This window comes from Brucella sp. IR068 (assembly GCF_049065885.1).
In the GTDB taxonomy this organism is placed as follows: Bacteria; Pseudomonadota; Alphaproteobacteria; order Rhizobiales; family Rhizobiaceae; genus Brucella; species Brucella intermedia.
This window is the reverse complement of sequence record NZ_JBAKHE010000004.1, coordinates 1-26,437: the sequence shown is the minus strand read 5'-3', so window position 1 is coordinate 26,437 and position 26,437 is coordinate 1. Positions and strand designations below refer to the sequence as shown.

Here is a 26,437-nt window from a genome sequence, read left to right as displayed (position 1 = left end):
GGGCTTGCGCGGTTCCAGCGCAGGCCCGATTGCAAGGATTATTGGAAATGACGATCCAGGGTCGCGTGGCGCGCATGCAGCGCATTACAGCGCGTCATTCAGAAAATGACACGGGAGACCGCGCGGTACGCGCACGGCTCACCATCATATTGCTCGCGGCGGCCTTGTGCTTCGCTGCTCTGTTCAGCCTCACGGCTGGCGCTTCGGATGCGTCCGTGCTTTCGGTTCTGCGCACTCTGACCTCCGCTGGAACCGAGGGCGCGGATGCATTTCGCCGCGATCATCTGATCATCATGGAAATCCGCCTGCCGCGTATCGTCATGGGCATGCTGATAGGGGCGGGGCTCGCGGTTTCCGGGGCTGTCATGCAGGGGCTTTTCCGCAATCCGCTTGCCGACCCGGGCCTCGTCGGCGTTTCCGCTGGCGCGAGCCTTGGAGCGGTTTCCATGATCGTTCTGGGCGGCACCGTTCTTGCGCCGGTCATAGCTGCTCTTGGTGTCTATGCTCTGCCGCTGGCGGCATTCCTTGGCGGGCTGTGCAGCACGTTTCTGCTCTATCGTGTTGCGACGAGGCGGGGGCGGACCTCTGTGGCGACCATGCTGCTTGCAGGTATCGCACTGGCGGCTCTGGCGGGCGCTGCCACCGGCGGGCTTATCTATCTGGCCGATGACCGCCAGCTCCGCGACCTGACATTCTGGGGCCTTGGCTCCCTTGCCGGTTCCACCTGGGCGAAGATCGGCGCCGCAGGTCCGATCATTGCCGTCGTCCTCGCCGTATCGCCCTTGCTGGCACGCGGTCTCAATGCGCTGGCTCTCGGAGAAGCTGCCGCTGGCCATCTTGGTATTCAGGTGCAGCGCGTCAAGAACATCGCCATCGTCACGGTCGCTGCCGCCACCGGCGCGACGGTCGCCGTCGCAGGCGGGATCGGCTTTATCGGTATCGTCGTGCCGCATATGCTGCGCCTTGGCATCGGTCCGGATCATCGCTATCTCCTGCCGGCCTCAGCCCTGCTGGGCGCGACGCTTCTGCTGCTCGCAGATGCGGTAAGCCGCACGATTGTGGCTCCGGCGGAATTGCCGATCGGCATCATCACCGCGCTTTTCGGCGCGCCGTTCTTCCTCTGGATATTGCTGCGCCAGCGCGGCCTGCTCGATCTGTGAGGCTGTCATGATTGAAACAACTTCATTGGGCGTAAGCCTGTCGGGCAAGACCATCATCAGCGACGTTGCCTTTTCCGCCAAACCGGGCGAGGTGACGGCAATCGTCGGGCCGAACGGCTCCGGCAAGACAACGCTGCTGCGTGCGCTTTCCGGTGATATCGCCTATACGGGAACAGCCTGTCTGGACGGCAAGTCCTTCGCGGAAATCAAGCCCTGGCAGATGGCGGCGCGCCGCGCGGTGCTGCCGCAGGCGAGCGCCCTGTCATTTCCCTTCACGGTACGGGAAATCGTGAAGATCGGGCTTACGGGCGGCTACAGCGGTGTTTCTCGCGATGAAGAAAAGCGGCTGCCCGATCTCGCCTTGCAAAGGGTTGATCTTGCCGGTTTCAGCGGGCGGCTCTATCAGGAGCTTTCCGGCGGAGAGCAGCAGCGTGTGCAGCTTGCCCGTGTTCTGTGTCAGGTCTGGAAGCCCGTCGTGGGCGGCAAGGCGCGTTATCTGTTTCTGGATGAGCCGATTTCAAGCCTCGATATACGGCATCAGATCGTCGTGATGGAGATTGCGAAGGATTTCGCGGCGGCAGGCGGCGGCGTGATCGCGATCCTGCACGACCTCAACCTGACCGCCATGTTCGCCGACCGTATAGCGGTGATGAGCAAGGGCAAGCTCGACGTGATGGGGACGCCGCGCGAAGCGTTGACTGACGAGCGGCTCGAACGTGTCTACGAATGCTCGTTACGGGTCGGCGTTCCGCCCGAAAAGGGCGTGCCTTTCATACTGCCGCAATCCGCCTATCGCGCCGCCGCAGAATGAAAAAAGGTCCGGCAGCAAGCCGGACCTGTTCGTTCGCACCCTGGCGCCGAGCCGTCAGCTCGCGACGCGCTCCGGTTCCATCTCATCGAGACCAAGCAGGTGCCGCACATTCGGGCGCGCCTTGACGAGGTCGGCAATGCTGTACTTCATCAGCACGGCAAAGAAGGCATTGAGCGCTTCGCGCAGCGCCGAATTCAGTGCGCAGCTATCAACCAGCGGGCATTCGGTGGCGTCGTTTTCGAAGCACTCGGCCATGGCGAAGTTTTCTTCCGTCACCCGCACGACGTCGAACAGTGAAATGTCCTGTGCCGCGCGTCCGAGCCGCACGCCGCCATTGCGACCGCGCACCGTTTCTACCAGCCCATGCTCGACGAGCGGCTGAAGAATCTTGAACAAAAACAGTTCAGAAACGCCGTATGCGCGTGCAATTTCCGGAATGCGGCTGAGCTTGCCGTCATTGGCAGCGCAGTACATGAGCATACGAACGGCATAATTCGTCTGGCGGGTAAGACGCATCACTGTTCCTTTCAACACGTCTTGAAGCAATCTCGCCTCCACAGAGGCAGCGATGCTCCAATCCTTGAGTTTGCAGCTCCAACCGAAAACGTTCATCCCTGTTTCGGAACTGCTTTTAAATTCTGGTCCTGTCGCATCTGCTTTTCCGAAAGGTTCAAGGCGCGATCGGAACATGCGCTAAAGCGAGTATCTGTTTCTTAACCCACTTTAGAATCATTCTTAAAATATATGAAGTCTTTTCTCACCTTTAAAGGGGAAAAGTTGTTGCCGGCATCAATTCGCTGCGAGTTCCTCCCAGACCGGCCGCAAACGTCCATTTTGGCGTCACTGGCAAACATCTATCCACTCGGCGCTGACGAGTTCGGCCATCCTGTGCGGAGCGATGCGCACGGCGCTGTTGGTAGCCCCGGCTGCAGGCACGACTTCCTCATAGGTCTTCAGCGAAACATCGCAATAGACGGGCAGGGCGCTCGGCAGGCCGAACGGGCAAACGCCTCCGACGGGATGGCTGGTTTCAGCAAGGACAGTCTCGGCATCCAGCATACGCGGCTTCGTTCCAAACTGATCCTTGAACTTGCGATTGTCTATGCGGGCATCGCCACGGGTAACGATGAGAATGGTCTGCTCCTTGGCCGAAAAGGAAAGCGTCTTGGCGATCTGCCCCGGTTCCACGCCATGCGCTTCGGCGGCGAGAACAACGGTGGCGGTGCTGGTGGGCAGTTCGATCACTTCGATTTCAGGCGCTTTGGCCGCAAAAAAGGCCTTTACGGAATCCAGACTCATAGCTTCCCTTTTCTTATTTTGATTATTACACTCAAGTTTAAGCCGCATTATGACAAAGGACAAGTCCGGTCGCTTCATTGCGGCATTTTTGCATAAAAACTCTATCAGACCGGCGTCCGGATCTGCAACAAATGATGAAGGTGTTGGAGACGGCAGCGCGCCTCATAACACGGCAGCCCGCCGCGCCGTGTTATGAACTGGCGTTCGGGCTGCTTCAAAGATCGACCGGGCGACCGGAGGCTTCTTCTTCCAGGGTGACCGCCACATTCGCATTGGCGGAAAGTCTTACCTTGTCGCCTTCAACGTCGGCAACGAAGCCAAGTTCGATATAATGGTGATGGTCGGCGTGCTGGCCGGAATTATCGGTCTTCTTGAGCTTGATGCGGTTATCTTCAATGTGGTCGACCGTGCCGACATGAACGCCATCGGCTCCGATTACTTCCATATTTTCGCGGATTTCGTGCTGCATGGGATTTCTCCGTGTTGAATTCTGCCGAAATGGCGATCTGTGATAGAGGCTTGCTCGCAAGAACCTAGTGCGCATCCGGGCGCTGGCCATGGCATCGACATCGAAAGTTGCATTTCGAGCGCCGGATCGAACTGTTGTCCTCTCAACCTGCCGCCGTTTTGATCTTCGCTATTCGGAATGCTGGCAAATGAAACAGTGCACGTTGACGTGAAAAGAAAAGCTGCTAAGAAGTCACTCGCTGAGCGATTGGTCGCAAATCGGTAGCTTGCTGCGGTTTGCTGCTTTACCGGAATCGGGAAAAGCACGAGAAATCAATTGCCTGGAGGGGTGGCCGAGCGGTTTAAGGCACCGGTCTTGAAAACCGGCGTGCAGGAGACTGTACCGTGGGTTCGAATCCCACCCCCTCCGCCATTTTCATCGAATTCAATAAGTATCAGCGGTATTCGGTTGCAAGGGTGCGCGCGTTGCGGGCTACGACGCCCGTATTGAAAGCCTCCCTCCTTCTCGGTCCCAAGGACGGCCGAGCTTGTGCAACTGTGGAAGGCCACGGTGCCACCAAGCTGCAATCCTTGCAAAAGCGGACTCAAATATACTACAAAGTCCCATTGGTGTTCATGCCAATAAAAATCATGAACATTATCACTATGACGACCCCGAATAATGCAAGGGATTGGAGAATAGAGAATGTATCAATTTCCATATTCATTAATCCTAAAATATAATAGTGTATAGACTAGCATAAAATTACTTGACACGCCAGAAGATGATTCTCGATTGGAGAGGTACGCTTTTTTATTGCGCTAATACTCGAGATTACTTTCGCTCAGGGGTGCGAAAATGAGAAGGGCGCGACAGGTTTCGCGCCCGGAGCGGTGCTCAAGAAGCTTCTTCTTCGATCACATTCTGTGCGACCTGTTCGATGCCGCCATTGAAGCGTTCGGCGGCCAGCAGTCCGAGCCATACGGCGATGAGGCATAGCACGACCGAAAAACCGATATTGAACAATGCCTTGCCCGGTTGGCCAGCCCGGAGGAGGTCCATTGTCTGCAAGCTGAATGACGAGAAAGTGGTGAAGCCACCGCACACGCCGACCATGAAGGCGATGCGCCAGATTTCCGGGATGGGAAAGCGGCCTTGTTCCAGCGTCAATGCGCCGAAGAACGAGATTGCAAACGAACCGATAATATTGACGACGATAGTGCCCCAGGGAAGCTCACGACTTACGGGGAGCATCAAGAGGGCCAGCCAGTATCGCGCGACGCTTCCGATCGCTCCGCCGAGCGCTACAACGAGGGTAGCTTGCATTGTTCTGTGTCCATTCAATAATGGATAGAGGCTTCGCCGTCTGCTTCCGGAAGCTTGATAAGTATCCTGCTTCACGAGGCACTGCGACGCGCTCTTCTCCTGTTTCAATTCAAGCAGGAGTCATCAGCCAATTGCTGGCAGTTTCGGGAGAACCCCATTCCCATCACGTATGGCAAAGGCCATGGGGGATTTATACTGAAAACCGAGACCGCCCGTCAATCTGACGGGCGCGGCTCCATCGCCCGTGCCGATCACAAAACGGTAATCAGTTGAGAGCGCCGCCTTTGCGCCGACCCAGACGGCGTCTTGCGGCGTCGCTTGCGCGATAAATGAATGAAGCGGGTGCGGGCAAGGTGCGACGCATGAAGGCGACCTTGCGCAAATAGTTTTCGATTTTCCAGGTAGCCCATGTGCCACCGCGGAAATAGGCGACGTCGCCCGCCCGCAAGATGCGGGTGCCGCCGTCCGCATCGGTGACGTGGACTTCGCCTTCAAGGATATAGACGGTTTCGTCCCAGCCGAAATACCAGCGGAAGGTGCCTGCGGTGCAATCCCATATAGCGGTATAGGCGGCGCCGTCCGCGCTTGCCGATTGCTCGCTGGAACGGGCCTGCGGATTGCCATCCAGCACCCAGTCGGGATTGATCGGCGCGGGCTTCAACTCCATTTCCATTGCATTGTCGGAGACGACGGCGGGCCCCTGGGGCGCAACGAAGACCCTTGGCATTGTCCGAGCTACAGCAAGGACGGCACTCGCAAACATCAATTTCCAAGCCATGATTTCCCCCGATTGGCTGCCACCCATCAGATAGCGGCTAATCGTCAGAAATCGGTTAAGGTGCGGGGCGAAATCGGCCGCCCGTGCAACTAATGCGATAGGCGCGGGCGGCAGAGTTTCCATATCAGTGGCACTGCGAGAATTGCGATGGCCCCGACGCCTGCGAAGAACGGTCCATATCCGAAATATTGCGCCACGTAGCCCGATGCGACGCCGCCCGCCATGCTGATGAGAGCATCCATGCACTGGAACAGGGTGAAGTCCACCCCGGCCTGTCTCGGGTCCGACCAGTGCATGAACTGCGCATAAAGCGCGACGAAACCAAGTGCCACAACGCCGGAGGAACTCGCCACTGCAACCGCAATGAGCACGACGCCTGCATTCTTGTCCGAGGAATGGAGAGCAAAGAACAGGAAGCAGAAAGCCTGCAGCAGCAGGGCCGCGACCAGAATGCCGCGAACGCCGAAAGCGCGAACCAGCCAGCCACCGGCCAGCGCCGCCGCAAGGCCGATGAACATGCTGCCTGCTCCGTTCAGAATGCCGACTGTGGTGAGGTCAAGCCCTGCATCGATGAGAAACGGGCCGAGCATTGCCAGTCCGGCCTTTTGTGCGATCACATAGACCGCAGCCGCCGCAAGGCCGCGTCTCATCTCCGGTCGCCGCCATGCGGCCAGCAGGGAAGGGGTGTGAGGGCGATCCTCGACCCTGTCTCGGCCGCGCGAAAAGACCGCGAAAGGAAGGCCCAGCAGCACGAGGACTGCGGCCATGGTCCAGATGGCGACCTGCCAGCCCGCTTTGTCCACGAGGATCAGAAAGGCACCGGCGCCGATGGCCGACCCGAGATAGGCGCCGCCGACCTGCGCTGCATTGCCCCAACCGTAGTTTTCGGGCGACAGGCTTTGCACGGCATAGCCGTCACAGGCGATGTCCACGGTGGCCGTGGCAAAGGCGACGACGGCCAGGATCGCAAGCAGCAGATAGACCTGTCCCGGATCGACAAAGCCGATGACAAGGAGGCAGAGAACGGACAGAAAGCCGCCGCCGAGAATAATGGTGGCGGTGCGGGTTTTGCCCGCCGGAGGCAGCCGGAAACGCTCTACCGCGGGCGCCCAGAGAAACTTGAGCGCCCAGGGCAGAATGATGAGCGAAACGAGGCCGATCTGGTCGAGCGATACGCCATTGTCGCGCATGATCGCTGGCAAACCCGTCCACGTCATGCCGCCAATGACACTCTGGGCGATGTAGAGGCCGCCGATCGTCGCAAACACGGCGACCGGCGAGGGTGCTTTGTCCATCCGCTCCATTTGGGCCATCAGAAGCGGTAGCGGAGGCTGCCGAACATCTGGCGGCCTTCCTGCTGATAGCAATAGCCTGCCGTGCAGACCGGGTCGCGATTGTCGAAGATGTTCTTGGCGTTGACCTGCAACAGAACGCCTTCAAGCTTCGGATCCTGATAACCGAAATCATAGGAAACGGCGGCATCGACCATGATGCGGGATTCGTTCTTGAAGCTGTTCAGATCGTCTCCATAGCTGGAGCTGACGTAACGAATGCCGGAACCGAGGCCGAGACCGGCAAGCACGCCGTTCTCGATCTTGTAGTTGCCCCAGAGCGACAGGACATCGTTCGGCGTGCCGGAGAGTTCGTTGCCGACGGTGCCTTCCGCGCCCTTGTCGATCTTGACCCGCAAGTGGGTGTAGGAAGCGATGATGCCGATGCCGTTATCGAGCGTGGCATTGGCTTCAAGCTCGAAACCGCGCGAATTCAGATCGAGCTGGCGCTGCTTGTTCATGCCCGAAGACGCATCGAGCACGATGCCGTCCTTCTGGTCGATGTCGAACAATGAAGCGCTGATGACGGCGTTATAACCGGGAATTTCGTATTTGACGCCGATTTCCTTCTGGCGACCGATGGTCGGATTGGCGACGTGCCTGTCATCGCTCGCGACGTCATCGTAAACGAAGCCGATATTGGGAGAGAAGGAGGTCGAATAGTTGACGTAGGGGATGAGCCCCCATTCGGTCTTGTAAGCCACGCCGACGCGTCCCGAGAACGCGCTGTCGTTCTGCCTGGTATCGGTATAGTCGACATCCGTGGTCGTGGACTTCACCCAGTCATAACGGCCACTGCCGAACACGGTGAGGTTATCCCACTCGATCTGGTCATGCGCGTAGATGCCGACCTGATTCATCTTCTGGGCGCCGTTGAACGGAACGTCCATTGCGCGAATGTCTTCAATCGACACGTAGGACAGGCCGCTATAGGCCTTGTAGTCCGACCAGGCATAGTCGATGCCAGCGATTGCCTTGTGGGTCAGCGCTCCGGTTTCAAAATCGAACTGCGCCATCGTGTCGACGACGAAGTTCTTCATGCGCTCCTTGTAGTGGCCCCAGTAGCGGGCGAGATCGGCGGTGCCTTCCTGCGGATAATGGCCGCTATATTCAAGGTCGGCATCGACATCGCTGTAGCGGACATTCTGGCGAACGGTCAGCAGATCGTTGAAACGATGCTCGAATTCGTAGCCAACGCGGCCCTGTTTCTGCACGAAATCATTATAGTTCGGGTCGCCTTCGTAGAGGTTGGAAACCTCGCCATAGGACGGATTGTAGAACGCCGCCGTGCCGCCGGTCACCGAGCGGGAAAACTCGCTGAGGAATGTAAAGCGCGTGTCTTCATCCGGCTTTATGGTGAATGACGGGGCAATGTAATATTTGTCGTCCGGATAGCCGGGCAGTTCGGTATCGCTAATGCGGCCAAGGCCGGTAATGCGATAGAGGATTGTTTTGTCTTCATTGGCCGGACCGGACAGGTCGAAAGCGGCCTGATAGCGATTGTGGCTGCCGAACAGCAACTCGACCTCACGGAATTCTTCTTCCTTCGGGCGCTTGGTGACGACGTTGACGATACCGCCGGGGCCACTCACGCCATAGAGGGAGGAAGCCGGGCCCTTCAGCACGGTAATGCCCTCGATGCCGTATGGCTCGGTTTTCAGCCAGGCAGACGGGCCGTTGATGATGCGCAGGCCATCGCGGAACATGCCGGTGTAATAGGCCGGGAAACCACGCAGATAGAACGCGTCATACCGTGTGTCGAAGCCGAAATTGTTCGGATTGGCGCTCGCCGTATAGCTCAATGCATCGTTGAGCGTAACAGGCTTCTGGTCTTCCATCTGGCGCTGGGTGATGACCGAAATGGACTGCGGAATCCTGACGATATCCGTGTCGATCTTAGTGCCTTCACGATCTCTCTTGGCGACATAACCGTCCTGAACGAGCGTGTCGTTGCTCTGCGACTGGATCGTAACCGTGTCCAGAACAAGCGGTTGCGCGCTGTCCTGAGCCAGCGAAATCGCAGTGGAAGCAAGAAGGGTGGAGCAGGTCAAAGCCAGGTTCAGCCGACCGTGACGGGAATTGAAGCGCATGCGGGTCCCTCGGTTCATAAGCCTGTCGCGAGCGTTCCCCGTCTCGTGACATTAAATAAGAGTGTGCTACTCAACTATAAAATGGAGTAACAGAGTCAACAATTATTAGGGGGCAATCGAAGGGTAAGGGTGAGGTCAGGCTTGCGGCTGCGATCTATCTGCAACACTTTGCCCGCACTGCCGCAACCCTGTATGGCGGGCGTGAAGCGACTTGCGAACAAGGGTTGTGCCGCGCGCCTGAACGACGTCAGCCGATCTCGCGGGATGCGGTCGGCGTGTGATAATAAAGCGGGAAGATCAGGCCGTAGGGAATGGTCACGACGTCGGCCATCTGGTCGTCGGTGGGGCGATCATCGCTCATGCTTTCGCGGTCCGTGTGACCGGCATCGATATCCAGTTCCGACAGTACGACGATGATCGTGCTCCAGAGCAGGAATGGAAGCAGGGCGATGGCGATATAGATATAGCTCGTGTCCATGCTGCGATGGTGAGCTACGAAGTCTCCTTCATCAAGGAACAGACTTCTCAAGTTCGGCCGCTTTGCAGTCGGATTTTGCTTTTGCCGTGGGCGCCACCGGAATTGCTCCGGTGGCGAAAATCATGCGGAGACGATTGCGTCGTTGGGGGCGGGCAGTTCAAACAGCCGGGCGCCGTTCTCGGTGCCCTTTTCCTCATAGCCGATGATCCGGAACCATTTCACAATGTCGGAACGGTCGAGCCAGCTTCGCGAGTGGACAGGCAGATCGCCCGCCAGCGCCTGAATCTGCCGGATATGCTGCTTGCAGAAGCGCACGGTGTTGCGGTTGAAGAATTCCTCCTTCGCGGCGAAAAGCGTGTCCGTCGCGCCATCCGCTTCGTGCCACGCGATGATTGCCACCACCTTGTCGTCTTGCAGCAAGGCATGTGCACGACCTTCCCGCAGGTTCATCATCAGGTTGTCGTAGGCGGCTTTGGTATCCTTGCCGGCGGCGATATATTCGATCGCCATGCGCCTCGAAAGGTCATGAAAAACGCTTTCAAGATCACCGACAGTCGCTGTGCGTGCCTTCATTTTTCTGACCTCCCTTCGTTTCACTCCCGTCGTGCGCAAACCACGACGGCCCATAATGACCTCTTTCGGCCACCGCTTTCAACGTGAAAAGCCGGGGCCGGTTCCGGTCGGGCGAGGCGAATTATCCCTGCGGAAGCGGGCTCAAGGGCGTTGCCGGGCAATATCGGCGGGCAAATCCTGCAATCACGTGCCTGCAATCACGTGATTGTGAAAACGAGGTGCAAAACCGCCAAGGCAAGCGGATTTCCGGTCGTTCTGCGGGGCTTTTCCGAATGCGCTAAAGCCCCGGTTTTATAGAGACCTCGGGATGTTTATGCACAACTAGGGTACAAGATATTTGAACTATTCTGAAGGTATGTGTATCCAGCGTATATGTTTCTCGTCTGCGTATCGTGGAATTTCTCGGAAACACTCAAAAAGTCTTACCCACCAGATCGGCAGGAAACGACAATGACCGACCTCCCCGGATATCCGAGTCGTCGCAGTTTTCTGAAAGCCTCCGCAGCAAGTGTGATGCTTTCAGGGCTCGCTGTCTCAGCAAAAGCGGAACCGCAAACTCCCCCGGTTCCACTCGAACAATATGAACGCCAATATTTCAATGAAGTCGAATGGGCTTTCGTTCTTGCAGCCACGGCGAGACTGATTCCGTCCGAAGGCGACGGCCCCGGCGCTATCGAAGCCCGTGTTCCCGTATTCATCGATCTCCAGCTCGCCGGCGATTTCGGTCGCGCGGATGACTGGTACATGGTCGGACCCCACGATCCGTCCGCAGATCCGACGCGTGGCTGGCAGACACCGCTGAACCCTGCGCAGATTTACCGGCAGGGCATTCCCGCGTTCAACGCATGGTGCGAGCAGAAGTACGGCGCGGCTTTCTCCGCCCTAACTGCGGAACAGCAGGATGCGGCGCTGACCTCGCTGCAGAAGGGGGAGGTCGGCCTTCAGCCTGAACTGCGCGACTTCTTCACGCTTCTTTTGCAGAACACCAAGGAAGGCTATTTCGCCGATCCGATGTATGGCGGCAATCACGGCATGCAGGCGTGGAGCTATATCGGCTTCCCCGGTGCGCGCGGCAGCTACAAGGAATGGGTCGAACGCTACAATGTTCGCTACCCGCTGGGCCCGGTCTCGATCAAGGGCGAAAGGGCTTAACGATGGCACGTCAGGAAAAGAAAAAAGACGTGGTTGTGGTCGGCCTCGGCTGGACCGGAGCCATCCTGTCCATGGAACTGGCTCAGGAAGGGCTTGAAATCGTCGCGCTCGAGCGCGGGCATGACCAGAACACGGTCCCGGATTTCAAATATCCCAACATGATCGACGAGCTGAAATACGGCGTGCGCCTGAAGATGATGCAGCGCGCCAGCCAGCAGACCGTCACGATCCGCCGCAACGCCGACGAAGTCGCCTTGCCCTACCGCAGCTTCGGCTCGTTTCTGCCCGGCAACGGTGTCGGCGGTGCAGGCACGCACTGGAACGGCCTGAACTGGCGTCCGCAGCCCGAAGAGCTGCGCCTGCGCTCCTATGTCAAGGAACGCTGGGGCGAGCAGATCATTCCCGAAGACATGCTTCTCGGCGACTACCCGATCCACTATGACGAGCTGGAGCCTTTCTTCGACCGTTTCGAGCGCATCGCGGGCATTTCCGGCAAGGCGGGCAATCTGAAGGGAAAGATCGTCGAAGGCGGCAATCCGTTCGAGGGCTGGCGTTCCAATGACTACCCGATGCCGCCGATGCACACGACCTGGGATGGACGGAAGTTCGCCGATGCGGCTCAGGGCATGGGGTATCACCCGTTCCCGTCGCCGGGCGGCATTGCCTCGACCGCCTATGTCAACGAATATGGCATGCAGATGGGGCCGTGCAATCACTGCGGTTTCTGCGAGCGTTTCGGCTGCTACCAGTATTCCAAATCATCGCCGCAGACGGCCATCCTCGATGCGCTGAAGCGCATGCCGAACTTCTCCTATCGCACGGAGTCTGAAGTTCTGCGCGTTGAAATGGCGCCGGACGGCAAGACCGCCACGGGCGTGACCTATTTCGACGAGGCGACGCAGGAAGAAGTTTTCCAGCCCGCCGATATCGTCATCCTCGCGTCCTTCTCGCTCAACAACGTGCATCTGGCGCTTCTGTCGGGTATCGGCCAGCCATATGACCCGGTAACGGGCGAAGGCGTCACCGGGCGCAACTATGCCTATCAGATGAATGGCGGCGTGACGCTCTTCTTCAAGGATGAGGAATTCAACCCCTTCATCGGCACCGGCGCGAATGGCATGTGCATCGACGATTTCGGTGTCAACCAGATCGATTTCGGACGGGAAGGCTTCATCGGCGGTTCGTACTGGCGCGCCGGCCAGACCAACGGCCAGCCGATCCGCAGCATGGCGCTGCCATCCGGTACACCGGCATGGGGCGGCGCGTGGAAAAAGGCCATCGCCGAATGGTACGGCCATTCCATGTCGATCGGCAGCCATGGTTCGCACATGTCCTACCGGACCAACCATCTCGATCTGGACCCGACCTACAAGGACCGTCACGGTCGCCCGCTCATGCGCATGACCTTCAACTGGAATCCGAATGATATCCGGATGACCCAGTACATGAAGACCAAGATGGAAGCGCTGGCCAGGACGATGAACCCCGACCTGATGCAGTCGTCCTTCAAGAAGGAAGGCGCGCAGTATGACGTGCGCCCATACCAGACGACGCACAATACGGGTGGCCATATCATGTCGGACAATCCGCGTGAGGGCGTGGTCAACCGCTATTCGCAGGCATGGGACAAGCACAATGTGTTCCTGACCGGCGCGGGCAATTTCGTGCAGAACACGCAGTACAATCCGACGGGTCTGCTCGGCGGGCTTGCCTATTCGACTGCGCATGCGATCCGCACGCAATACCTGTCCAATCCGCGTCCGCTGATCTGAGGAGAATGGTGATGAAGACTTTTCTTCGCATAATCGGCGCTCTCGTCGTCATCGGAATTGTCGCGCTGCTGGCCTTCATCTTCGTGCCGGTACAGCTGACGAAGCCAACCAGGGAACTGGCGGCGGACTGGAAACCTGCCGAAGGGCAGGGCCAGTATGTCATGTATGCATCGGACTGCATGGCCTGCCACACGGCGGAAGGCGGCAAGCCTTTTGCCGGTGGACGCCCGATTGCAAGCCCGATGGGTACGATCTGGACGACCAACATCACCCCGGACAAGGAAACCGGCATCGGAAACTGGACGCTCGATCAGTTCCGCGCCGCTCTCTATGACGGCATTCGTGCCGATGGCTCACATCTCTATCCGGCAATGCCTTACGAGAACTATCGCAAGCTGACCGAGGAAGATGTCCGCGCGCTGTATGATTATTTCATGCATCAGGTCGAGCCGGTGAACAATGTCGTTCAGGAAACCAAGCTCGGCTTTCCGTTCAACATGCGTTTCGGCATTCGTGCATGGAACTGGCTGGCTCTCGGTCAGGAAGCGGGCTTCAAGGCCGCAGGCAAGTCGGAAGCACAGGATCGCGGCCAGTATCTGGTCGAGGGCCCGGCTCACTGCGCCGCCTGCCACAGCCCGCGCAATCCGCTGATGGCGCAGAGCGGCACGCAAGTCGGTGACAAGGACTTCCTCACCGGCGGCGTCGTCGATGGCTGGAACGCACCGTCGCTGCGCGGCGCAAATTCCGCTCCGCAGAAGTGGTCCATCGAGGAACTGGCGACCTATCTTGCAACAGGCCGCAATTCCTACTCCACGGCCAATGGCGAAATGGGCCTTGCGGTCGAACATTCGCTTCAGCATCTCACCGATGCCGACAATTTGGCGATCGCCGCATTCCTGAAGGGGATTGACGGTGCTGCCGTTGAAGTGCCGCAGGAGTTTGCCGTGAAGGCATCCAAGGCATTGCCAGCCGCCCCGGCTGATGCCGCCGGTGAAGCAACGACAAAGATGCTGACCGAAGCCTCTCCGGATATGCCGCTTGGTGCGCGGCTCTATCTCGACAACTGTGCTGCCTGCCATTTCGTGTCGGGCAGGGGCGCTCCGGGGATATTCCCCGAGCTTGCCGGCAACGATCTGGTGACAGGTTCGGAAACGAAGCCGCTGATCTCGATCATCCTGCACGGCGCCGAGGTTCCGTCCACGGCAAAGCGTCCGATGCGCCTTGTGATGCAGGGCTACGCCGACCGCCTGACGGACGATGAAGTTGCCGAACTGGCTACCTTTGTGCGCTCCGCATGGGGCAACAGCGCCGGGCCGGTGAAGGCGGCGGATGTTGCAACGGTCCGCAACAGCCAGACCCACTGACAACAAAGCGCCGATCTGACGGGATCAGATCGGCGCTCTGTCCCATTGTTTTGGGCGATCTTTCCCGAAAACCGTTTCACACTTTTCGGGATGCTCTTTAAAGAACGGCGGAATGATAGTTCCGCCGTTTTGTCATTCAGGCGGCTTCGATGTCGCGCATCGGCGGGTTGCCGTAGAAGCGGCTATATTCGCGGCTGAACTGCGACGGGCTTTGATAGCCGACGCGATGGCCTGCCGTACCGGCGTCCAGCCGCTCGACCAGCATCAGCCTGCGGGCTTCGTTGAGGCGGAGCTGCTTTTGATACTGTACCGGCGTCATCGCCGTGATCGCCTTGAAATGGTGATGAAACGACGACGCGCTCATATTGACGTGTTCGGCAAGCTGTTCGATCCGCAACGGTGCGGCAAAGTTCTGGCGAAGCCATGCGATAGCCCGCGCTATACGGTTGGCCTGGCTGTCGGCGGTGGCGATGTTGATCAGTCGCTCGCCGCCGGGACCCGTCAGAAGGCGATAGAGGATTTCCTGTTCGATCAGGGGCGCCATCACCGGAATATCGTCGGGGTTGTCGAGAAGGCGCAGCAGGCGCAAGGCTGCATCCAGCAGGCCCGCAGGCGCGGCATTGACGGTTATTCCCCATTGATCCCCATCGGCTAGCATCCGTCTGCGAACATCCACGCGGCCGATCAGATCGGTCAGTTTCTCGCTGTCGATGGCGAGCGCCAGGCACAGATGCGGCGCTTCCGGGCTCGCCTCCACCACCCGCCATGTGACCGGCAGGTCCAGCGACGTCACCAGATACTCGCCCTTGGTATAGTTGATCGTTTCGGAACCGAGGCGCAGCGATTTTGCGCCTTGCAGCACCATGGCGAGGCAGGGCCTGTAACTGCTGTGGCACGGTATGCTTGGTGTCGTGCGCCTGCTGATCGACAGACCTTCGATCGGCATGCGGTATTCGCCGTCCTGTGCGGTGAAACGCTCCGCGAGAGCGGCAAGCTCGTTATAGGTCTCTGTCAATGACGTCATGGATGATCCGGTTCAGACGATGTGGAATAGAGCAATTATTGCGCAAGCGGGTCGGTATCGGCAATCGCGAAACAGGCAGTTTTGCAGGATCGTGCAAGAAGCTTGCAGGATCGGTCTACCGCATCTGCCCGTGTCTCCGGCATATTCCGCCTGCTTCCCCAATCCAATAAATGGAGTCTATCATGGCCATAGCAAGAGGTTATGCTGCTACGGATGCAGACGAGCCGTTGGTTCCGTTCACATTTGAACGGCGCGAGCCCAACGCGGATGACGTGGTCATCTCGATCCAGTATTGCGGCGTCTGCCATTCCGACATCCATACCGTTCGCAATGAATGGAAGAATGCCGTTTATCCCATCGTTCCGGGACATGAAATCGCGGGCGTCGTGACTGCCGTCGGCGATGCGGTCACCAAATTCAAGGTCGGCGACAAGGTCGGCGTCGGCTGCTTCGTGGATTCCTGCGTCGGCTGCGCCAGCCGGGATGTCGACAACGAGCAATATCTTCCGGGCCTCATCCAGACCTACAACACCTTCGACGCCGAAGGAAAGGAACGGACGCAGGGCGGATATTCGGACCATATCGTCGTGAAGGAAGGATATGTCCTTTCCATGCCCGACAATCTTCCGCTCGATGCGGCAGCTCCGCTGCTGTGCGCGGGCATCACGCTTTATTCGCCGCTGCGCCACTGGAATGCAGGTCCGGGCAAGCGGGTCGCGATCATCGGCATGGGCGGGCTCGGGCATATGGGCGTCAAGCTCGCCAATGCCATGGGCGCGCATGTGACGGTGCTGAGCCAGTCGCTTTCCAAGAAGGAAGACGGTCTCAAGCTCGGCGCCCATGAATATTACGCCACCAGCGACGCTGCCACCTTCCAGAAGCTGGCCGGAACGTTCGACCTCATCATCTGCACGGTTGGCGTCGCCATCGACTGGAATGCCTATCTTGCGCTGCTCAAGGTAAACGGCACCATGGTTGTTGTCGGCGTGCCGGAACATATGGTGCCTGTGCATGCCTTCTCGCTCATTCCGGGCCGCAAGTCGCTTGCGGGATCGATGATCGGCTCGATCAAGGAAACGCAGGAAATGCTGGACTTCTGCGGCCAGCACAACATCGTTTCCGAAATCGAGAAGATCAATATCCAGGAGATCAACGAAGCCTATGAACGCGTCCTGAAGAGTGACGTGCGCTACCGCTTCGTCATCGACATGGCTTCGCTGGCAGCATGATGTAGCCTGGAGGAGAGGGCATTTCCCGTTTCAACCGAACATTGGAGATGCACGTCTATCCAGAAATGCAAAACCCCGGCCCATCGGTGCCGGGGTTTTGCCTTGGATAATCAGTGCCTGCGCAGGTTTTTCCATACCAGCGCGGCTGTCACCGTCAGAAAAGCCGCAAGGATCGTACCCTCTATTATAAAATACCAGTGCATGAGCGAAGCTCCTATGCCGGAACTCTGCCGCCGCCAGATCGAACGTTCGGTGCCCACGGAATTGCTGTTTGCGGTTCTTCGAGAATATTTCGCTTGAGGGCGAAGCCTGCTACCGCATGGCGCGCGACGTGCAGGGGTTTGAGACCGTTCTGCGCATCACAACATGCCTTCCATGTCATTTCATATATGACATCGCGGTCATGCTCCGGCCATTCATAAAGATAATCTATTGCATCTTCAACGCAGGCAATTTCGCGAATGAGATAGGGCCCATCCTTAACAAATACAGGGCTGTCAAACAAACGGTCGCTCATCAGAACCTCCATTTGATCGAACGAAAATGTTAGTGTGACGGCGTCGATTTAGTAAGCCGCCACGGCCGTTCAAGTGGCCGGAATAAAAAAGTTTTCAGCTTCTGGGGTTTAGGGGCAGGACCCTGTCAATTTGATGGAAATGGCGCCTGAAATGACAAGGGCTGCCAGGAGAGACGCACAGGCACATTGCTTATCGCTTATTACAAAGAGCTGAATTACACTCTGTCGGGCAGCATCTTGCGGTTGGGGGAACGCATCCTTGGGTTTTGACGAGAATACTCTGTTTTTTGCGGCGGGTATCTGCTCCCTGGCAGTGGCCCTGACGATCCTGAGTGTCTGGTACCAGAACTCCCGCGACAGCTTCCTGTTATGGGGTTGCCTTGGCATGATCCTGCTCGGCACGGGGGCGGTGCTTTATTATGCCGGTCCGTTGCCGCTGGCCACGGCCTCCATCATTGCCTTCACCCTCGAAAGCCTTGGCTTCATACTGCTGATCCTCGGTTCGCGGCAGATTTCGGGCCGTGCGGTTCGCAGCCGCTTTTTGATCGTTCTGGCGATTGCCGTCATCAGCGCGACGGTGCTGCCGATCCTGGCGGGACAGACGGGCACCGGCACGGCAATTTTCAACCTGACATCGGCCCTGTTGCTCCTGCTGACCGCGAAGGAATATTTCCATGTCTATCGCGAGGCGCCGGTGCCCGTGACAGGCATGATCGCGCTTTATGTCCTGACGGCGATCTCGTTCTTTCTGTGCGGTGCCGTGATCCTTTATGAACGGCAATGGGTGATGACCGCCATTCCCAGCAACTGGGCTGAAAATATCAATGCGATAACGGCCATCATCGGGATTACGGGCATTGGCGCCCTGTCGCTGAATTTCACCCAGTCGCGTATTGCGCGCCGCCATGCCAATGATGCGCGCACCGACAGCCTGACCGGTTTGCTGAACAGGCGCGCCCTTTACGATGTGCTGACCGACAATGAATTGCAGCTCGGGGATTCCGTCGTGATCTTCGACCTCGATGCGTTCAAGTCGATCAACGATACGCACGGCCACATCATCGGCGATGAGGTGCTTGGAACCTTTTCCAATGTCCTGCGCAGCCATGTCAGATGCGAGGCGCTGATTTCCCGTGTCGGCGGCGAGGAATTCGTCCTGGTCCTGCGGCAGAAGCAGAACAGCGAGGTTCTCGCCATGGCGGATGCGATCCGCAAGGCCTTCGCGGCGACAGTTTTTGAAGCTCTGGCCGGAGATTTTTCCACGACGACCAGTGCGGGCATCGCATTCTGTACGCCGGGAGACCGTGATTTCCTGACCGTGTTCCACCGGGCGGATGCCGCGCTTTATCGCGCCAAGCATCTGGGACGCAACAAGGTATGCACCGAACTGCACAGCGTCGCCTGAACCCTCTGGTCAGCAATGAAAATGGGCCTGAATTTCAGGCCCATTTCCTCTGGCTCGTCATGTGCCGAAGCGTTCTTCGCTGAGCGCCGCCGCCATCAAGGCCCTGGTATAGTCTTCGCGCGGGCGGTCGAAGACCTGTTCGGTGTCGCCCTGTTCGACGATCTTGCCGTTCTTCATCACGATCACATAGTCCGAGACGGCGCGCACGACCGCCATGTCGTGGCTGATGAAGAGATAGGACAGTCCATGGTCCTTTTGCAGGTCGCGCAGAAGCGTGACGATCTGCTTCTGGACCGAACGGTCGAGCGCACTTGTCGGCTCATCGAGCACGATGACGCGCGGTTTCAGGATCATCGTGCGCGCAATGGCGATGCGCTGGCGCTGGCCGCCTGAAAACTCGTGCGGATAGCGGTTGCGCATGGCCGGATCGAGGCCGACTTCCTTCAGCGCCTCCTGCGCGCGGCGGTCGCGTTCCTTTGCCGAAAGGTTCGGTTCGTGGATCAGAAGCCCCTCGGTAATGATGCGTCCGACCGTCATGCGCGGGCTCAGCGAGCCGAACGGGTCCTGAAAGACGAGCTGCAATTCACGGCGCTTGGGGCGCATTGCTTGCGGCTCGTGCGGCAATTCCTGCCCGAGATAGGCGATGCGGCCCTCGGAGGCTATCAGCCGCAGGATGGCGCGCCCCAGCGTGGACTTGCCCGAACCGGATTCGCCCACAATGCCGATGGTCTGGCCCTGCTTCAGCGTCAGCGAGACATTGTTGACGGCTGTGAGGTAGTTGGCGGCGCCAAGCCACGGCTTGCTGATGAGAAAATTGACCTTCACATTATCGGCGCGAATGAGAACCGGCGCATCATCGCGGGGAGGGGCTTTTTCGCCTTCCGGCTCGGCGTTGAGCAGCATCTTCGTATAGGCGTGCTCGGGCGCGGTGAATAGCTTTTCCGTCTCGTTCGTTTCGACCACTTCGCCGGAGCGCATCACGTAAACCCGGTCGGCAAAGCGCCGCACGATGCCGAGATCATGCGTGATGAAAACCACCGCCATTCCAAGCCGCTTCTGCAGATTGGCCAGAAGGTCGAGAATCTGCGCTTGAATGGTGACGTCGAGCGCGGTCGTCGGTTCGTCGGCGATCAGGATATCCGGCTCGTTGGCGAGCGCCATGGCGATCATGACGCGCTGGCGCTGGCCGCCCGACAGTTCATATGGATAGCTGTCGATGCGGCGTTCCGGTTCGGGAATGCCGACGAGCCTGAGCAGTTCGAGAATACGCGGGCGCGCATCCTTCTTGCTCAATCCGCGATGATAGCGGAGCGGCTCTGCAAGCTGGTCGCCGATGCGATAAAGCGGATCGAGCGATGTCATGGGCTCCTGAAAGATCATGGTGATCTTTGCGCCCCGGATGGTGTTGAGCTTCTTTTCGGGCATGCCGATCAGGTCCTGCCCGCGATAGAGCGCCTGGCCGGTAGCCCTGCCGTTCTGGGCGAGAAGGCCCATCATCGCCATCGTCGTCTGGCTCTTGCCCGAACCGGATTCTCCCACGATGGCGATGGTCTCACCCGCTTTCACGTCGAGATTGATGCCGCGCACGGCTTCGACCGGGCCATCATGCGTGTCGAAAGTGACCTTCAGGTCGCGCACGCTCAGAATGTTTTCACTTGTCATCTCAGCGATCCTTCGGGTCAAGGCTGTCGCGCAGGCCGTCGCCAAGGAAGTTCAGCGCAAACAGGATTGTGGTCAGCGTGATGGCAGGCCAGATCAATAGCCAGCTGGCGCCGCGCATGTTCTGGGCACCTTCGGAAATCAGCAGCCCCAGAGAGGTGAGGGGGTCCTGAACGCCGAGACCGAGGAAGGAAAGGAGACTTTCGAGCAGGATTGCCTTCGGCACCAGAAGCGTCACGAAAACGATGACGGGGCCCAGCGCATTCGGGATGATGTGGCGGGTAATGACGCCGCTGCGCGTCGCGCCGAGCGCTTCCGCCGCCTGCACGAATTCCTGCCGTTTGAGGCTCAATGTCTGTCCGCGCACGATGCGCGCCATATCCAGCCATTCCGTCGCGCCGATGGCGATGAAGATGATGAAAATGGATCGTCCGAAGAAGACGAGCATCAATATGACGAAGAAGATGAAGGGCAGGGAATAGATGATATCGACAAACCGCATCATCACATTGTCGATGCGCCCGCCCAGATAGCCGGAGATGGCACCAAAGGACACGCCTAGGATCAGCGACATGGCGGAAGCCAGCAGGCCGATGGCAAGCGACATGCGAACGCCGACGAAGATGCGGGTCATCAGATCGCGGCCCAGATTATCGGTGCCGAGCAGGAAATAGTTGCGCGTCACGTCGAGCGTAAGCTTGCCCGACAACCCATCGGACGCGATATCGATCTTGGGATTGCTGAACAGGTCGGAACGCTGGAAATAACGCAGCACGCGGTCATCTGTCGGGCGCTGCGAGGTGAAATTGACAACGACATTGTTGCCGGTCAATTCCGGTTCGCCGGCGGCTTTCAGCCGTGCACGGGCCAGTTCGCGTTCAAGGCCCGGCATGATCGTATCCGCGCGCGGATAGGCTTCGAGGCTCGGAGCCACGCGCACGAACTGCGGATAGATCTTGTCATAGGGATGCGGGCTCAGCATGGGGCCGAACACGCCCAGAAAAGCCATCACGAGAAGGGCGATGGCGCTCGCCACGGCGGCCCTGTTCTTGCGCAGGCGCAGCCATGCATCCTGCCAGAGGGAGCGGCTTGGAACTTCCAGCCGGGCTGTTTCGGTCGGAACGGAAAGATCAGTCATAGCGAACCCTCGGATCAAGCCATGCATAAAGAAGATCGACGATCAGGTTGAAAACCACGATGAAGATCGAAATGACGACAACGGTTCCCATGACGAGGGTGTAATCGCGGCTGAGCGCGCCCTGCACGAAGTAACGGCCGATGCCGGGGATGCCGAAGATCGTCTCGACCACGACCGAACCGGTGAGAAGGCCGGCGGCGGTGGGGCCGAGATAGGAAACGGCGGGAAGCATGGCGGCGCGCAAGGCGTGCACGCCGACAACCACGCGGGAAGGCAGGCCATAGGCGCGCGCCGTGCGCACGTGATTGGCGCGCAGCGCCTCGATCGTTGCGCCGCGCACGAGACGCGCAATGACGCCCACCTGCGGCAGTGCCAGGGTAAGGACCGGCAGTATCCAGTAGGTTATATTGGCCGAGGACCAGCCGCCCGCCGGAACCCAGCCGAGAATGACACCGAACAGAAGGCTGAGGAGAGGGGCCACGACGAAGTTCGGCGTGGTGATGCCGAAAGTGGCGAGCGCCACGACGAAATAGTCGATGGTCGAGTTCTGCTTCAGGGCTGCAAGCGTGCCGAGAAACGTTCCGATGATTGCCGCAAGCGTCAGGCCGAGCGTGCCGAGAACGATCGATACCGGCAGGCCGGAAGCGAAGAGATCATTCACGGAGAAGTCGCGGCGCGTGAAGCTCGGTCCAAGATCGCCATGCAGAAGATTGCCCAGATAAATCAGATACTGCTGCCATAGCGGCGCATCCATATTATAGGCCTTCTTGAGGTTTTCCAGGATCAGGGGGTCGATGGGCCTTTCAAGGTCGAAAGGTCCGCCGGGCGCCAGCCGGATCGCAAAAAATGTCAGCGTGATGATGATGAATATCGTGGGTATCGCACTACCCAATCGTCGGAGCGTATAGCCCAGCATGTTCTTTTCCCTTCTTTGCCGAACCGCCGTGCAGCGGTCCGGCAAATCCCAAACTCTTTGTTTTATGCATTTTCCTTATGCAAAACCGCTTCGCGCCTTTGGCTGGAAAATGCTTCTTGGGCCTTGTTTTTCTTGTGTTTTCAGTTCTTCAAGGATAACCAGCGGGTGCCGTGCGAATTCATCAGGTTGTTTTCATAACCCTGAACACGGTCGGCAACGAGCGCGGTGGACGAATAATACATCAGCGGAACGACGGCCCCCTCGCTGAGCAGGATTTTCTCTGCGTCTGCGAGAATGTTTGCCCGGTCAGCGAGATTGGTCGTCGTGGCGGATTTCGCCATCAGCGCGTCGTAATCCTTGTTCGACCATTCGGCGTAATTGAAATAATTGCCGGTGGTATAAAGCTCCAGGAACGAATTCGGATCATTGTAATCGCCGATCCAGCCGTCGCGGGTAATGTCGAACATCCCCTTTTCCTGAAGGTAGTTGTAGAAGGTCGTACCCTCGACCTCGTTGAGCGTGGCCTTGATGCCGATATTGCCCAGCATATTGGCGATGGCCGCCATGGTATTCTTGTGGTTTTCCGAAGTGTTGTAGCGCAGGGTCACCGAAAGGCTTCCCGGCTCGACACCGGCTTCCTTCAGCAGCGTTTTGGCCTTGTCCTCACGGTCCAGAATGTCCGCATCGGCGAAATCCAGCTTCGGAGCGTCCTTGACGTAATTCACGATGCCGGGCGGCACCATGGAACTGGCTGGCAGCATGACGCCGCGCCAGACTTCATCGGCGAGGAAATCGCGGTCGATAGCCATGGAAATGGCCCGGCGCACACGCGGATCGCGCAGCTTGCTCGACGGCTCGCCCTTGATGTCGATATAATAGATGCCGAGATATGGGGCGAGGCGGAACTGGCCGCTCAGGTTCTTCTTCACATAGTCCATCTGCTCGGCCGGAACATCGGAACAGATATCGACTTCCTTCGCTTCAAAACGGCGCATGCAGCTTGCACGGTCTTCAAACGGTATCCAGTTCACTGCATCGATCTTCACATTGGAAGCATCCCAGTAGTTGGGGTTCTTCTTCATGGAAATCTTGTCATTGGGATTGAAGCTGACAAGCGTATAGGCGCCATTGGTCACGAGATTGCCGGGCAGGGTGAACTTGTCGCCGAACTTCTCGACCGCTTTCCGGTTGAGCGGAAAACCGGTCTGGTGGGTGAGCAGTTCCAGAAAGTAAGGGGCAGGGTTCTTGAGCGTGATCTGCAAAGTCTTGTCGTCAAACGCCTTCACGCCCAGCTGGTCCAGCGGCATCTTGCCGGTAGCGACTTCCTCGGCATTCTTGATGGCGTAAAGGACGCTGGCATAACCGGCGGCGGTTTTCGGGTCCATGATGCGGTGGAAAGTGAATTCGAAATCGCCAGCGGTGACGGGATCGCCATTCGACCACTTGGCGTTCTCGCGCATGTGGAACGTGTAGATGAGGCCGTCTTCGGAGATGTCCCATGAGGATGCGGCGCCAGGAATGGCCTCACCCTTCTCGTTCTGCACAAGCAGACCTTCATAAAGGTCGCGCAGGACACGGTTTTCCGAAACTGTTGTCGTGTGTTGCTGGTCCAGCGTGGCGGGATCGGTATCGTTGCCCCGGTTGAGCACTGTTTCTGCCGATGCGGCACCTGCCAGCGCCATCAGGCAAACGCCTGTCATCAAAATTCCGCGAACCATGAAAAACTCCCATATACTTTTTTACAAAATGTTCGCCCCGCAAAAGGGCCTTCCGGAACTGCCGGAAGAAAAAATGGGCCGCGCCGATAAGCGCAGCCCAAGCTGAAAATTTATTGTTTTAAGGAAAGCCAGCGCGTCTTGTGGACATCCATCAGGTTGTCGGTCCAACCCTCGACCTTGTCCGAAACAAGGGCGCGCGACGAATAATAGAGGATCGGAATATTGCTCAGTTCATCGAGCTTCAGCTGTTCGGCTTCGGCAAGCGTCTTGGCGCGTTCCTTGAGATCAAGGGTTTTTGCAGCCTTTTCCATCAACGCATCATAATCGGCGTTCTTCACCTTGGAATAGTTGAAGCTCACGTCGCTCTGGCTGATGTAGAGGAAGTTCTGCGGATCGTTGTAGTCGCCGATCCAGGCAGCACGGGCAATATCGAACGGACCATCGTCACGCATGTAGTTGAAATAGGTCGCGCCTTCGGTTTCGTTCAGCGAAGCCTTGATGCCGATATTGCCAAGCTGGTCGGCGATGGCAGCCATGGTGTTCTTGTTGTTTTCCGAAGTGTTATAACGCAGTTCGACCGAAAGCGTATTCGGTTCGACGCCTGCTTCCTTCAACAGTTCCTTGGCCTTGTCTTCACGCTCCAGCATATCGTCGGAATATTTCAGCCTTGGCGCATCTTCAACATAATTGGCGATATGGGGAGGAACCATCGAATAGCCGGGCAGCATCGTGCCCTGCCAGACCTGATCGGCGATGAAATCGCGGTCAATGGCTAGCGAAATAGCCTGACGGACGCGCGGGTCCTTCAGCTTGCTGTCGGCGGTCTTGCCCTTCACCGGCAGATAGTAGACGCCGAGATAAGGCGCCAGGCGGAATTCCTTGGAAAGGTTCTTTTTCACATAGTCCATCTGCTCGGCCGGAACGTCGGAGCAGACCTGCACTTCCTTCGCCTCGAAACGGCGCATGCAGCTTGCGCGGTCCTCGAACGGTATCCAGTTGATCGTATCGATCTTCACCTGATCCGCTTCGTAGTAATGCGGGTTCTTCTTCATCACGATCTTGTCGTTCGGGGTGAAGCTTTCCAGCATATAGGCGCCGTTCGTCACCATCTTGCCGGGCGTGGTGAACTTGTCGCCATTGGCCTCGACGCTCTTCTGGTGCAGCGGGAAGCCGGTCTGGTGGGTCAGAAGCTCAAGGAAATACGGAGCAGGGGAGTTCAACGTCACCTTGAGCGTATGGTCGTCGACGGCTTCCACGCCGAGCTGGTCGGTCGGCTTCTTGCCGCCGGCAATGTCTTCGGCATTCTTGATGACGAACAGCATGCTGGCATAACCGGCGGCTGTCTTCGGGTCCATCAGGCGGCGGAAGGTGAACTGGAAATCGCCGGCGGTAACCGGGTCGCCGTTCGACCATTTCGCATTGTCGCGCAGATGGAAGGTGTAGACGGTGCCGTCTTCGGAAATATCCCAGGATTTCGCAACGCCGGGAATTGCCTCGCCCTTGGCGTCCTGAATGGTCAGGCCGTCATAAAGGTCGCGCAGGACATTGCCTTCGGACACAGTCGAGGTGCGGTGATGGTCCAGCGTCGCCGGGTCGGTGTCGTTGCCGCGATTGAGAACGGTTTCGGCTGAAGCAGCACCGGCCAGCGCCAGAAGACATACACCTGTCAGTAGAAATTTGCGATACATGTGAGAACCCCTCCTTTGAAATTTTTGAAATGCCCCGCATCTTATTTATAAGATCGCCACTTGCAAGAGAACTTATCAACACTTTGACTTAATTAATATATTCACAATTTTTTGAGTAATTCGCGCGCTTAACTTCTGGTACGGGGTCACGGGTTTTCATCTGATTTACAAAGCCGGAATGCCATCTGGATGTGCCCAGAAAACGCCGCATTTCCCGCGATTTCCGACATTTGAATGTCAGTTGGAATGCGCTTGAAAACAGCTCGATTCGCTGGAAATTTACATGCACAGTTTCAGCGGCGATCCTGTTATAATCTGCATCCTGCCGTTAATCGCCGTCGCGCATCCGGGACGATATCCACCACTATCGCGATGGGTCCATCGCTTCACATCAGATAGTTCCATAATACATATTATCTGATTGATGCGTATAACAGCAATATACAGATGCGACAGATGGGCAAGATAGAGATGCGACATTTTTAGGTCGCGTGCTCTGTTCAGATCGAACGAGGAAAGGAAGACTGGCTCTCTATTGATGTGTATCAGTTTAGAGAGTTG

24 protein-coding genes, 1 tRNA gene and 1 riboswitch are annotated in these 26,437 nt (G+C 57.9%); of the genes, 8 read left to right on the top strand and 17 right to left on the bottom strand.

Annotated features, from left to right (window positions below):
- Positions 1–47 precede the first annotated feature (47 nt).
- Positions 48–1,160, top strand: coding sequence for a FecCD family ABC transporter permease (locus tag ACOWVS_RS07960; RefSeq protein ID WP_006471361.1), 1,113 nt, complete (start codon positions 48–50; stop codon positions 1,158–1,160).
- Positions 1,161–1,167: 7 nt separating this feature from the next.
- Positions 1,168–1,971 carry a heme ABC transporter ATP-binding protein gene (locus ACOWVS_RS07955; RefSeq protein ID WP_006468888.1) on the top strand — a complete coding sequence of 268 codons (804 nt, stop codon included), beginning with the start codon at positions 1,168–1,170 and terminating at the stop codon, positions 1,969–1,971.
- A 54-nt stretch (positions 1,972–2,025) separates the two neighbouring features.
- Here the strand turns inward: ACOWVS_RS07955 and rirA are convergent, their stop codons facing one another.
- The 3 genes from rirA to ACOWVS_RS07940 form a co-directional block, all read right to left on the bottom strand.
- Entirely contained in the window at positions 2,026–2,487 is a 462-nt protein-coding gene (rirA, locus tag ACOWVS_RS07950) for an iron-responsive transcriptional regulator RirA (protein WP_006471360.1), read from the bottom strand.
- A 324-nt stretch (positions 2,488–2,811) separates the two neighbouring features.
- Positions 2,812–3,270 carry a YbaK/EbsC family protein gene (locus ACOWVS_RS07945; RefSeq protein ID WP_063621045.1) on the bottom strand — a complete coding sequence of 153 codons (459 nt, stop codon included), beginning with the start codon at positions 3,268–3,270 and terminating at the stop codon, positions 2,812–2,814.
- A 214-nt stretch (positions 3,271–3,484) separates the two neighbouring features.
- The gene (locus ACOWVS_RS07940; RefSeq protein ID WP_006471358.1) at positions 3,485–3,739 is read right to left on the bottom strand and encodes a DUF2171 domain-containing protein; all 255 of its coding nucleotides are present in this window, start codon (positions 3,737–3,739) and stop codon (positions 3,485–3,487) included.
- Between the two features lie 321 nt (positions 3,740–4,060).
- Between ACOWVS_RS07940 and ACOWVS_RS07935 the strand changes: the two genes are divergently transcribed.
- A tRNA-Ser gene (locus ACOWVS_RS07935) sits at positions 4,061–4,150 on the top strand.
- Between the two features lie 465 nt (positions 4,151–4,615).
- On the opposite strand, the gene crcB is transcribed toward ACOWVS_RS07935, so the two are convergent.
- The 6 genes from crcB to ACOWVS_RS07905 all read right to left on the bottom strand — a co-directional run bounded on the left by crcB (position 4,616) and on the right by ACOWVS_RS07905 (position 10,294).
- Positions 4,616–5,044 carry a fluoride efflux transporter CrcB gene (gene crcB, locus ACOWVS_RS07930; protein ID WP_006471356.1) on the bottom strand — a complete coding sequence of 143 codons (429 nt, stop codon included), beginning with the start codon at positions 5,042–5,044 and terminating at the stop codon, positions 4,616–4,618.
- Between the two features lie 107 nt (positions 5,045–5,151).
- Positions 5,152–5,215: riboswitch (Fluoride riboswitch) on the bottom strand.
- A 94-nt stretch (positions 5,216–5,309) separates the two neighbouring features.
- Entirely contained in the window at positions 5,310–5,822 is a 513-nt protein-coding gene (locus ACOWVS_RS07925; protein WP_031346368.1) for a cupin domain-containing protein, read from the bottom strand.
- An 89-nt stretch (positions 5,823–5,911) separates the two neighbouring features.
- A complete protein-coding gene (locus tag ACOWVS_RS07920; RefSeq protein ID WP_006471354.1) occupies positions 5,912–7,117 on the bottom strand; it encodes an MFS transporter in 1,206 nt (401 codons plus the stop codon).
- A gap of 17 nt (positions 7,118–7,134) precedes the next feature.
- Positions 7,135–9,243: a TonB-dependent siderophore receptor gene (locus ACOWVS_RS07915; protein WP_081375268.1), complete on the bottom strand. Its 2,109-nt coding sequence runs from the start codon at positions 9,241–9,243 to the stop codon at positions 7,135–7,137.
- 247 nt (positions 9,244–9,490) lie between these two features.
- Complete coding sequence (locus tag ACOWVS_RS07910; RefSeq protein WP_230349899.1) at positions 9,491–9,772, bottom strand: hypothetical protein; 282 nt, start codon at positions 9,770–9,772, stop codon at positions 9,491–9,493.
- Positions 9,773–9,841: 69 nt separating this feature from the next.
- A complete protein-coding gene (locus tag ACOWVS_RS07905; protein WP_006471351.1) occupies positions 9,842–10,294 on the bottom strand; it encodes a hypothetical protein in 453 nt (150 codons plus the stop codon).
- Positions 10,295–10,744: 450 nt separating this feature from the next.
- Here ACOWVS_RS07905 and ACOWVS_RS07900 point away from each other — a divergent pair, with 450 nt between their 5' ends.
- Genes ACOWVS_RS07900 through ACOWVS_RS07890 form a run of 3 tightly spaced genes read left to right on the top strand, consistent with a single transcriptional unit; the run spans position 10,745 to position 14,582 of the window.
- Positions 10,745–11,446, top strand: coding sequence for a gluconate 2-dehydrogenase subunit 3 family protein (locus ACOWVS_RS07900; protein ID WP_006471350.1), 702 nt, complete (start codon positions 10,745–10,747; stop codon positions 11,444–11,446).
- Between the two features lie 2 nt (positions 11,447–11,448).
- The gene (locus ACOWVS_RS07895) at positions 11,449–13,218 is read left to right on the top strand and encodes a GMC family oxidoreductase (RefSeq protein WP_075041907.1); all 1,770 of its coding nucleotides are present in this window, start codon (positions 11,449–11,451) and stop codon (positions 13,216–13,218) included.
- An 11-nt stretch (positions 13,219–13,229) separates the two neighbouring features.
- Positions 13,230–14,582: a cytochrome c gene (locus ACOWVS_RS07890; RefSeq protein WP_075041908.1), complete on the top strand. Its 1,353-nt coding sequence runs from the start codon at positions 13,230–13,232 to the stop codon at positions 14,580–14,582.
- 136 nt (positions 14,583–14,718) lie between these two features.
- On the opposite strand, the gene ACOWVS_RS07885 is transcribed toward ACOWVS_RS07890, so the two are convergent.
- Positions 14,719–15,606 carry an AraC family transcriptional regulator gene (locus tag ACOWVS_RS07885; protein WP_075041909.1) on the bottom strand — a complete coding sequence of 296 codons (888 nt, stop codon included), beginning with the start codon at positions 15,604–15,606 and terminating at the stop codon, positions 14,719–14,721.
- A gap of 182 nt (positions 15,607–15,788) precedes the next feature.
- Here ACOWVS_RS07885 and ACOWVS_RS07880 point away from each other — a divergent pair, with 182 nt between their 5' ends.
- Entirely contained in the window at positions 15,789–16,835 is a 1,047-nt protein-coding gene (locus tag ACOWVS_RS07880) for an NAD(P)-dependent alcohol dehydrogenase (RefSeq protein WP_006471347.1), read from the top strand.
- Positions 16,836–17,049: 214 nt separating this feature from the next.
- On the opposite strand, the gene ACOWVS_RS07875 is transcribed toward ACOWVS_RS07880, so the two are convergent.
- Complete coding sequence (locus ACOWVS_RS07875; protein ID WP_063620422.1) at positions 17,050–17,352, bottom strand: DUF982 domain-containing protein; 303 nt, start codon at positions 17,350–17,352, stop codon at positions 17,050–17,052.
- A 259-nt stretch (positions 17,353–17,611) separates the two neighbouring features.
- Between ACOWVS_RS07875 and ACOWVS_RS07870 the strand changes: the two genes are divergently transcribed.
- On the top strand, positions 17,612–18,757 hold the full coding sequence (locus tag ACOWVS_RS07870) for a GGDEF domain-containing protein (protein ID WP_063620423.1): 1,146 nt from the start codon (positions 17,612–17,614) through the stop codon (positions 18,755–18,757).
- 57 nt (positions 18,758–18,814) lie between these two features.
- Here ACOWVS_RS07870 and ACOWVS_RS07865 read toward each other — a convergent pair whose 3' ends face one another.
- From ACOWVS_RS07865 to ACOWVS_RS07840, 6 genes are all read right to left on the bottom strand, one after another.
- Positions 18,815–20,419: an ABC transporter ATP-binding protein gene (locus tag ACOWVS_RS07865; protein ID WP_006471343.1), complete on the bottom strand. Its 1,605-nt coding sequence runs from the start codon at positions 20,417–20,419 to the stop codon at positions 18,815–18,817.
- Between the two features lies 1 nt (position 20,420).
- The gene (locus ACOWVS_RS07860; RefSeq protein ID WP_075041910.1) at positions 20,421–21,554 is read right to left on the bottom strand and encodes an ABC transporter permease; all 1,134 of its coding nucleotides are present in this window, start codon (positions 21,552–21,554) and stop codon (positions 20,421–20,423) included.
- A complete protein-coding gene (locus ACOWVS_RS07855; RefSeq protein WP_021586012.1) occupies positions 21,547–22,470 on the bottom strand; it encodes an ABC transporter permease in 924 nt (307 codons plus the stop codon). Before ACOWVS_RS07855 ends, ACOWVS_RS07860 begins: the two co-directional genes overlap by 8 nt.
- Before the next feature lie 140 nt (positions 22,471–22,610).
- Complete coding sequence (locus ACOWVS_RS07850) at positions 22,611–24,188, bottom strand: peptide ABC transporter substrate-binding protein (protein WP_075041911.1); 1,578 nt, start codon at positions 24,186–24,188, stop codon at positions 22,611–22,613.
- Positions 24,189–24,298: 110 nt separating this feature from the next.
- Entirely contained in the window at positions 24,299–25,876 is a 1,578-nt protein-coding gene (locus ACOWVS_RS07845; RefSeq protein WP_075041912.1) for a peptide ABC transporter substrate-binding protein, read from the bottom strand.
- 279 nt (positions 25,877–26,155) lie between these two features.
- Positions 26,156–26,437 (bottom strand): hypothetical protein (locus tag ACOWVS_RS07840; RefSeq protein WP_420972997.1); only part of this gene is annotated, 282 nt, incomplete at its 5' end.

Coding starts and splice junctions, on each gene's coding strand:
- ACOWVS_RS07945 (WP_063621045.1), bottom strand. CDS start 3,270: ATGAGTCTGGATTCCGTAAAGGCCTTTTTTGCGGCCAAAGCGCCTGAA.
- ACOWVS_RS07915 (WP_081375268.1), bottom strand. CDS start 9,243: ATGCGCTTCAATTCCCGTCACGGTCGGCTGAACCTGGCTTTGACCTGC.
- crcB (WP_006471356.1), bottom strand. CDS start 5,044: ATGCAAGCTACCCTCGTTGTAGCGCTCGGCGGAGCGATCGGAAGCGTC.
- ACOWVS_RS07905 (WP_006471351.1), bottom strand. CDS start 10,294: ATGAAGGCACGCACAGCGACTGTCGGTGATCTTGAAAGCGTTTTTCAT.
- ACOWVS_RS07865 (WP_006471343.1), bottom strand. CDS start 20,419: ATGACAAGTGAAAACATTCTGAGCGTGCGCGACCTGAAGGTCACTTTC.
- ACOWVS_RS07900 (WP_006471350.1), top strand. CDS start 10,745: ATGACCGACCTCCCCGGATATCCGAGTCGTCGCAGTTTTCTGAAAGCC.
- ACOWVS_RS07955 (WP_006468888.1), top strand. CDS start 1,168: ATGATTGAAACAACTTCATTGGGCGTAAGCCTGTCGGGCAAGACCATC.
- ACOWVS_RS07860 (WP_075041910.1), bottom strand. CDS start 21,554: ATGACTGATCTTTCCGTTCCGACCGAAACAGCCCGGCTGGAAGTTCCA.
- ACOWVS_RS07850 (WP_075041911.1), bottom strand. CDS start 24,188: ATGGTTCGCGGAATTTTGATGACAGGCGTTTGCCTGATGGCGCTGGCA.
- rirA (WP_006471360.1), bottom strand. CDS start 2,487: ATGCGTCTTACCCGCCAGACGAATTATGCCGTTCGTATGCTCATGTAC.
- ACOWVS_RS07885 (WP_075041909.1), bottom strand. CDS start 15,606: ATGACGTCATTGACAGAGACCTATAACGAGCTTGCCGCTCTCGCGGAG.
- ACOWVS_RS07855 (WP_021586012.1), bottom strand. CDS start 22,470: ATGCTGGGCTATACGCTCCGACGATTGGGTAGTGCGATACCCACGATA.
- ACOWVS_RS07875 (WP_063620422.1), bottom strand. CDS start 17,352: ATGAGCGACCGTTTGTTTGACAGCCCTGTATTTGTTAAGGATGGGCCC.
- ACOWVS_RS07925 (WP_031346368.1), bottom strand. CDS start 5,822: ATGGCTTGGAAATTGATGTTTGCGAGTGCCGTCCTTGCTGTAGCTCGG.
- ACOWVS_RS07895 (WP_075041907.1), top strand. CDS start 11,449: ATGGCACGTCAGGAAAAGAAAAAAGACGTGGTTGTGGTCGGCCTCGGC.
- ACOWVS_RS07920 (WP_006471354.1), bottom strand. CDS start 7,117: ATGGACAAAGCACCCTCGCCGGTCGCCGTGTTTGCGACGATCGGCGGC.
- ACOWVS_RS07890 (WP_075041908.1), top strand. CDS start 13,230: ATGAAGACTTTTCTTCGCATAATCGGCGCTCTCGTCGTCATCGGAATT.
- ACOWVS_RS07880 (WP_006471347.1), top strand. CDS start 15,789: ATGGCCATAGCAAGAGGTTATGCTGCTACGGATGCAGACGAGCCGTTG.
- ACOWVS_RS07940 (WP_006471358.1), bottom strand. CDS start 3,739: ATGCAGCACGAAATCCGCGAAAATATGGAAGTAATCGGAGCCGATGGC.
- ACOWVS_RS07960 (WP_006471361.1), top strand. CDS start 48: ATGACGATCCAGGGTCGCGTGGCGCGCATGCAGCGCATTACAGCGCGT.
- ACOWVS_RS07845 (WP_075041912.1), bottom strand. CDS start 25,876: ATGTATCGCAAATTTCTACTGACAGGTGTATGTCTTCTGGCGCTGGCC.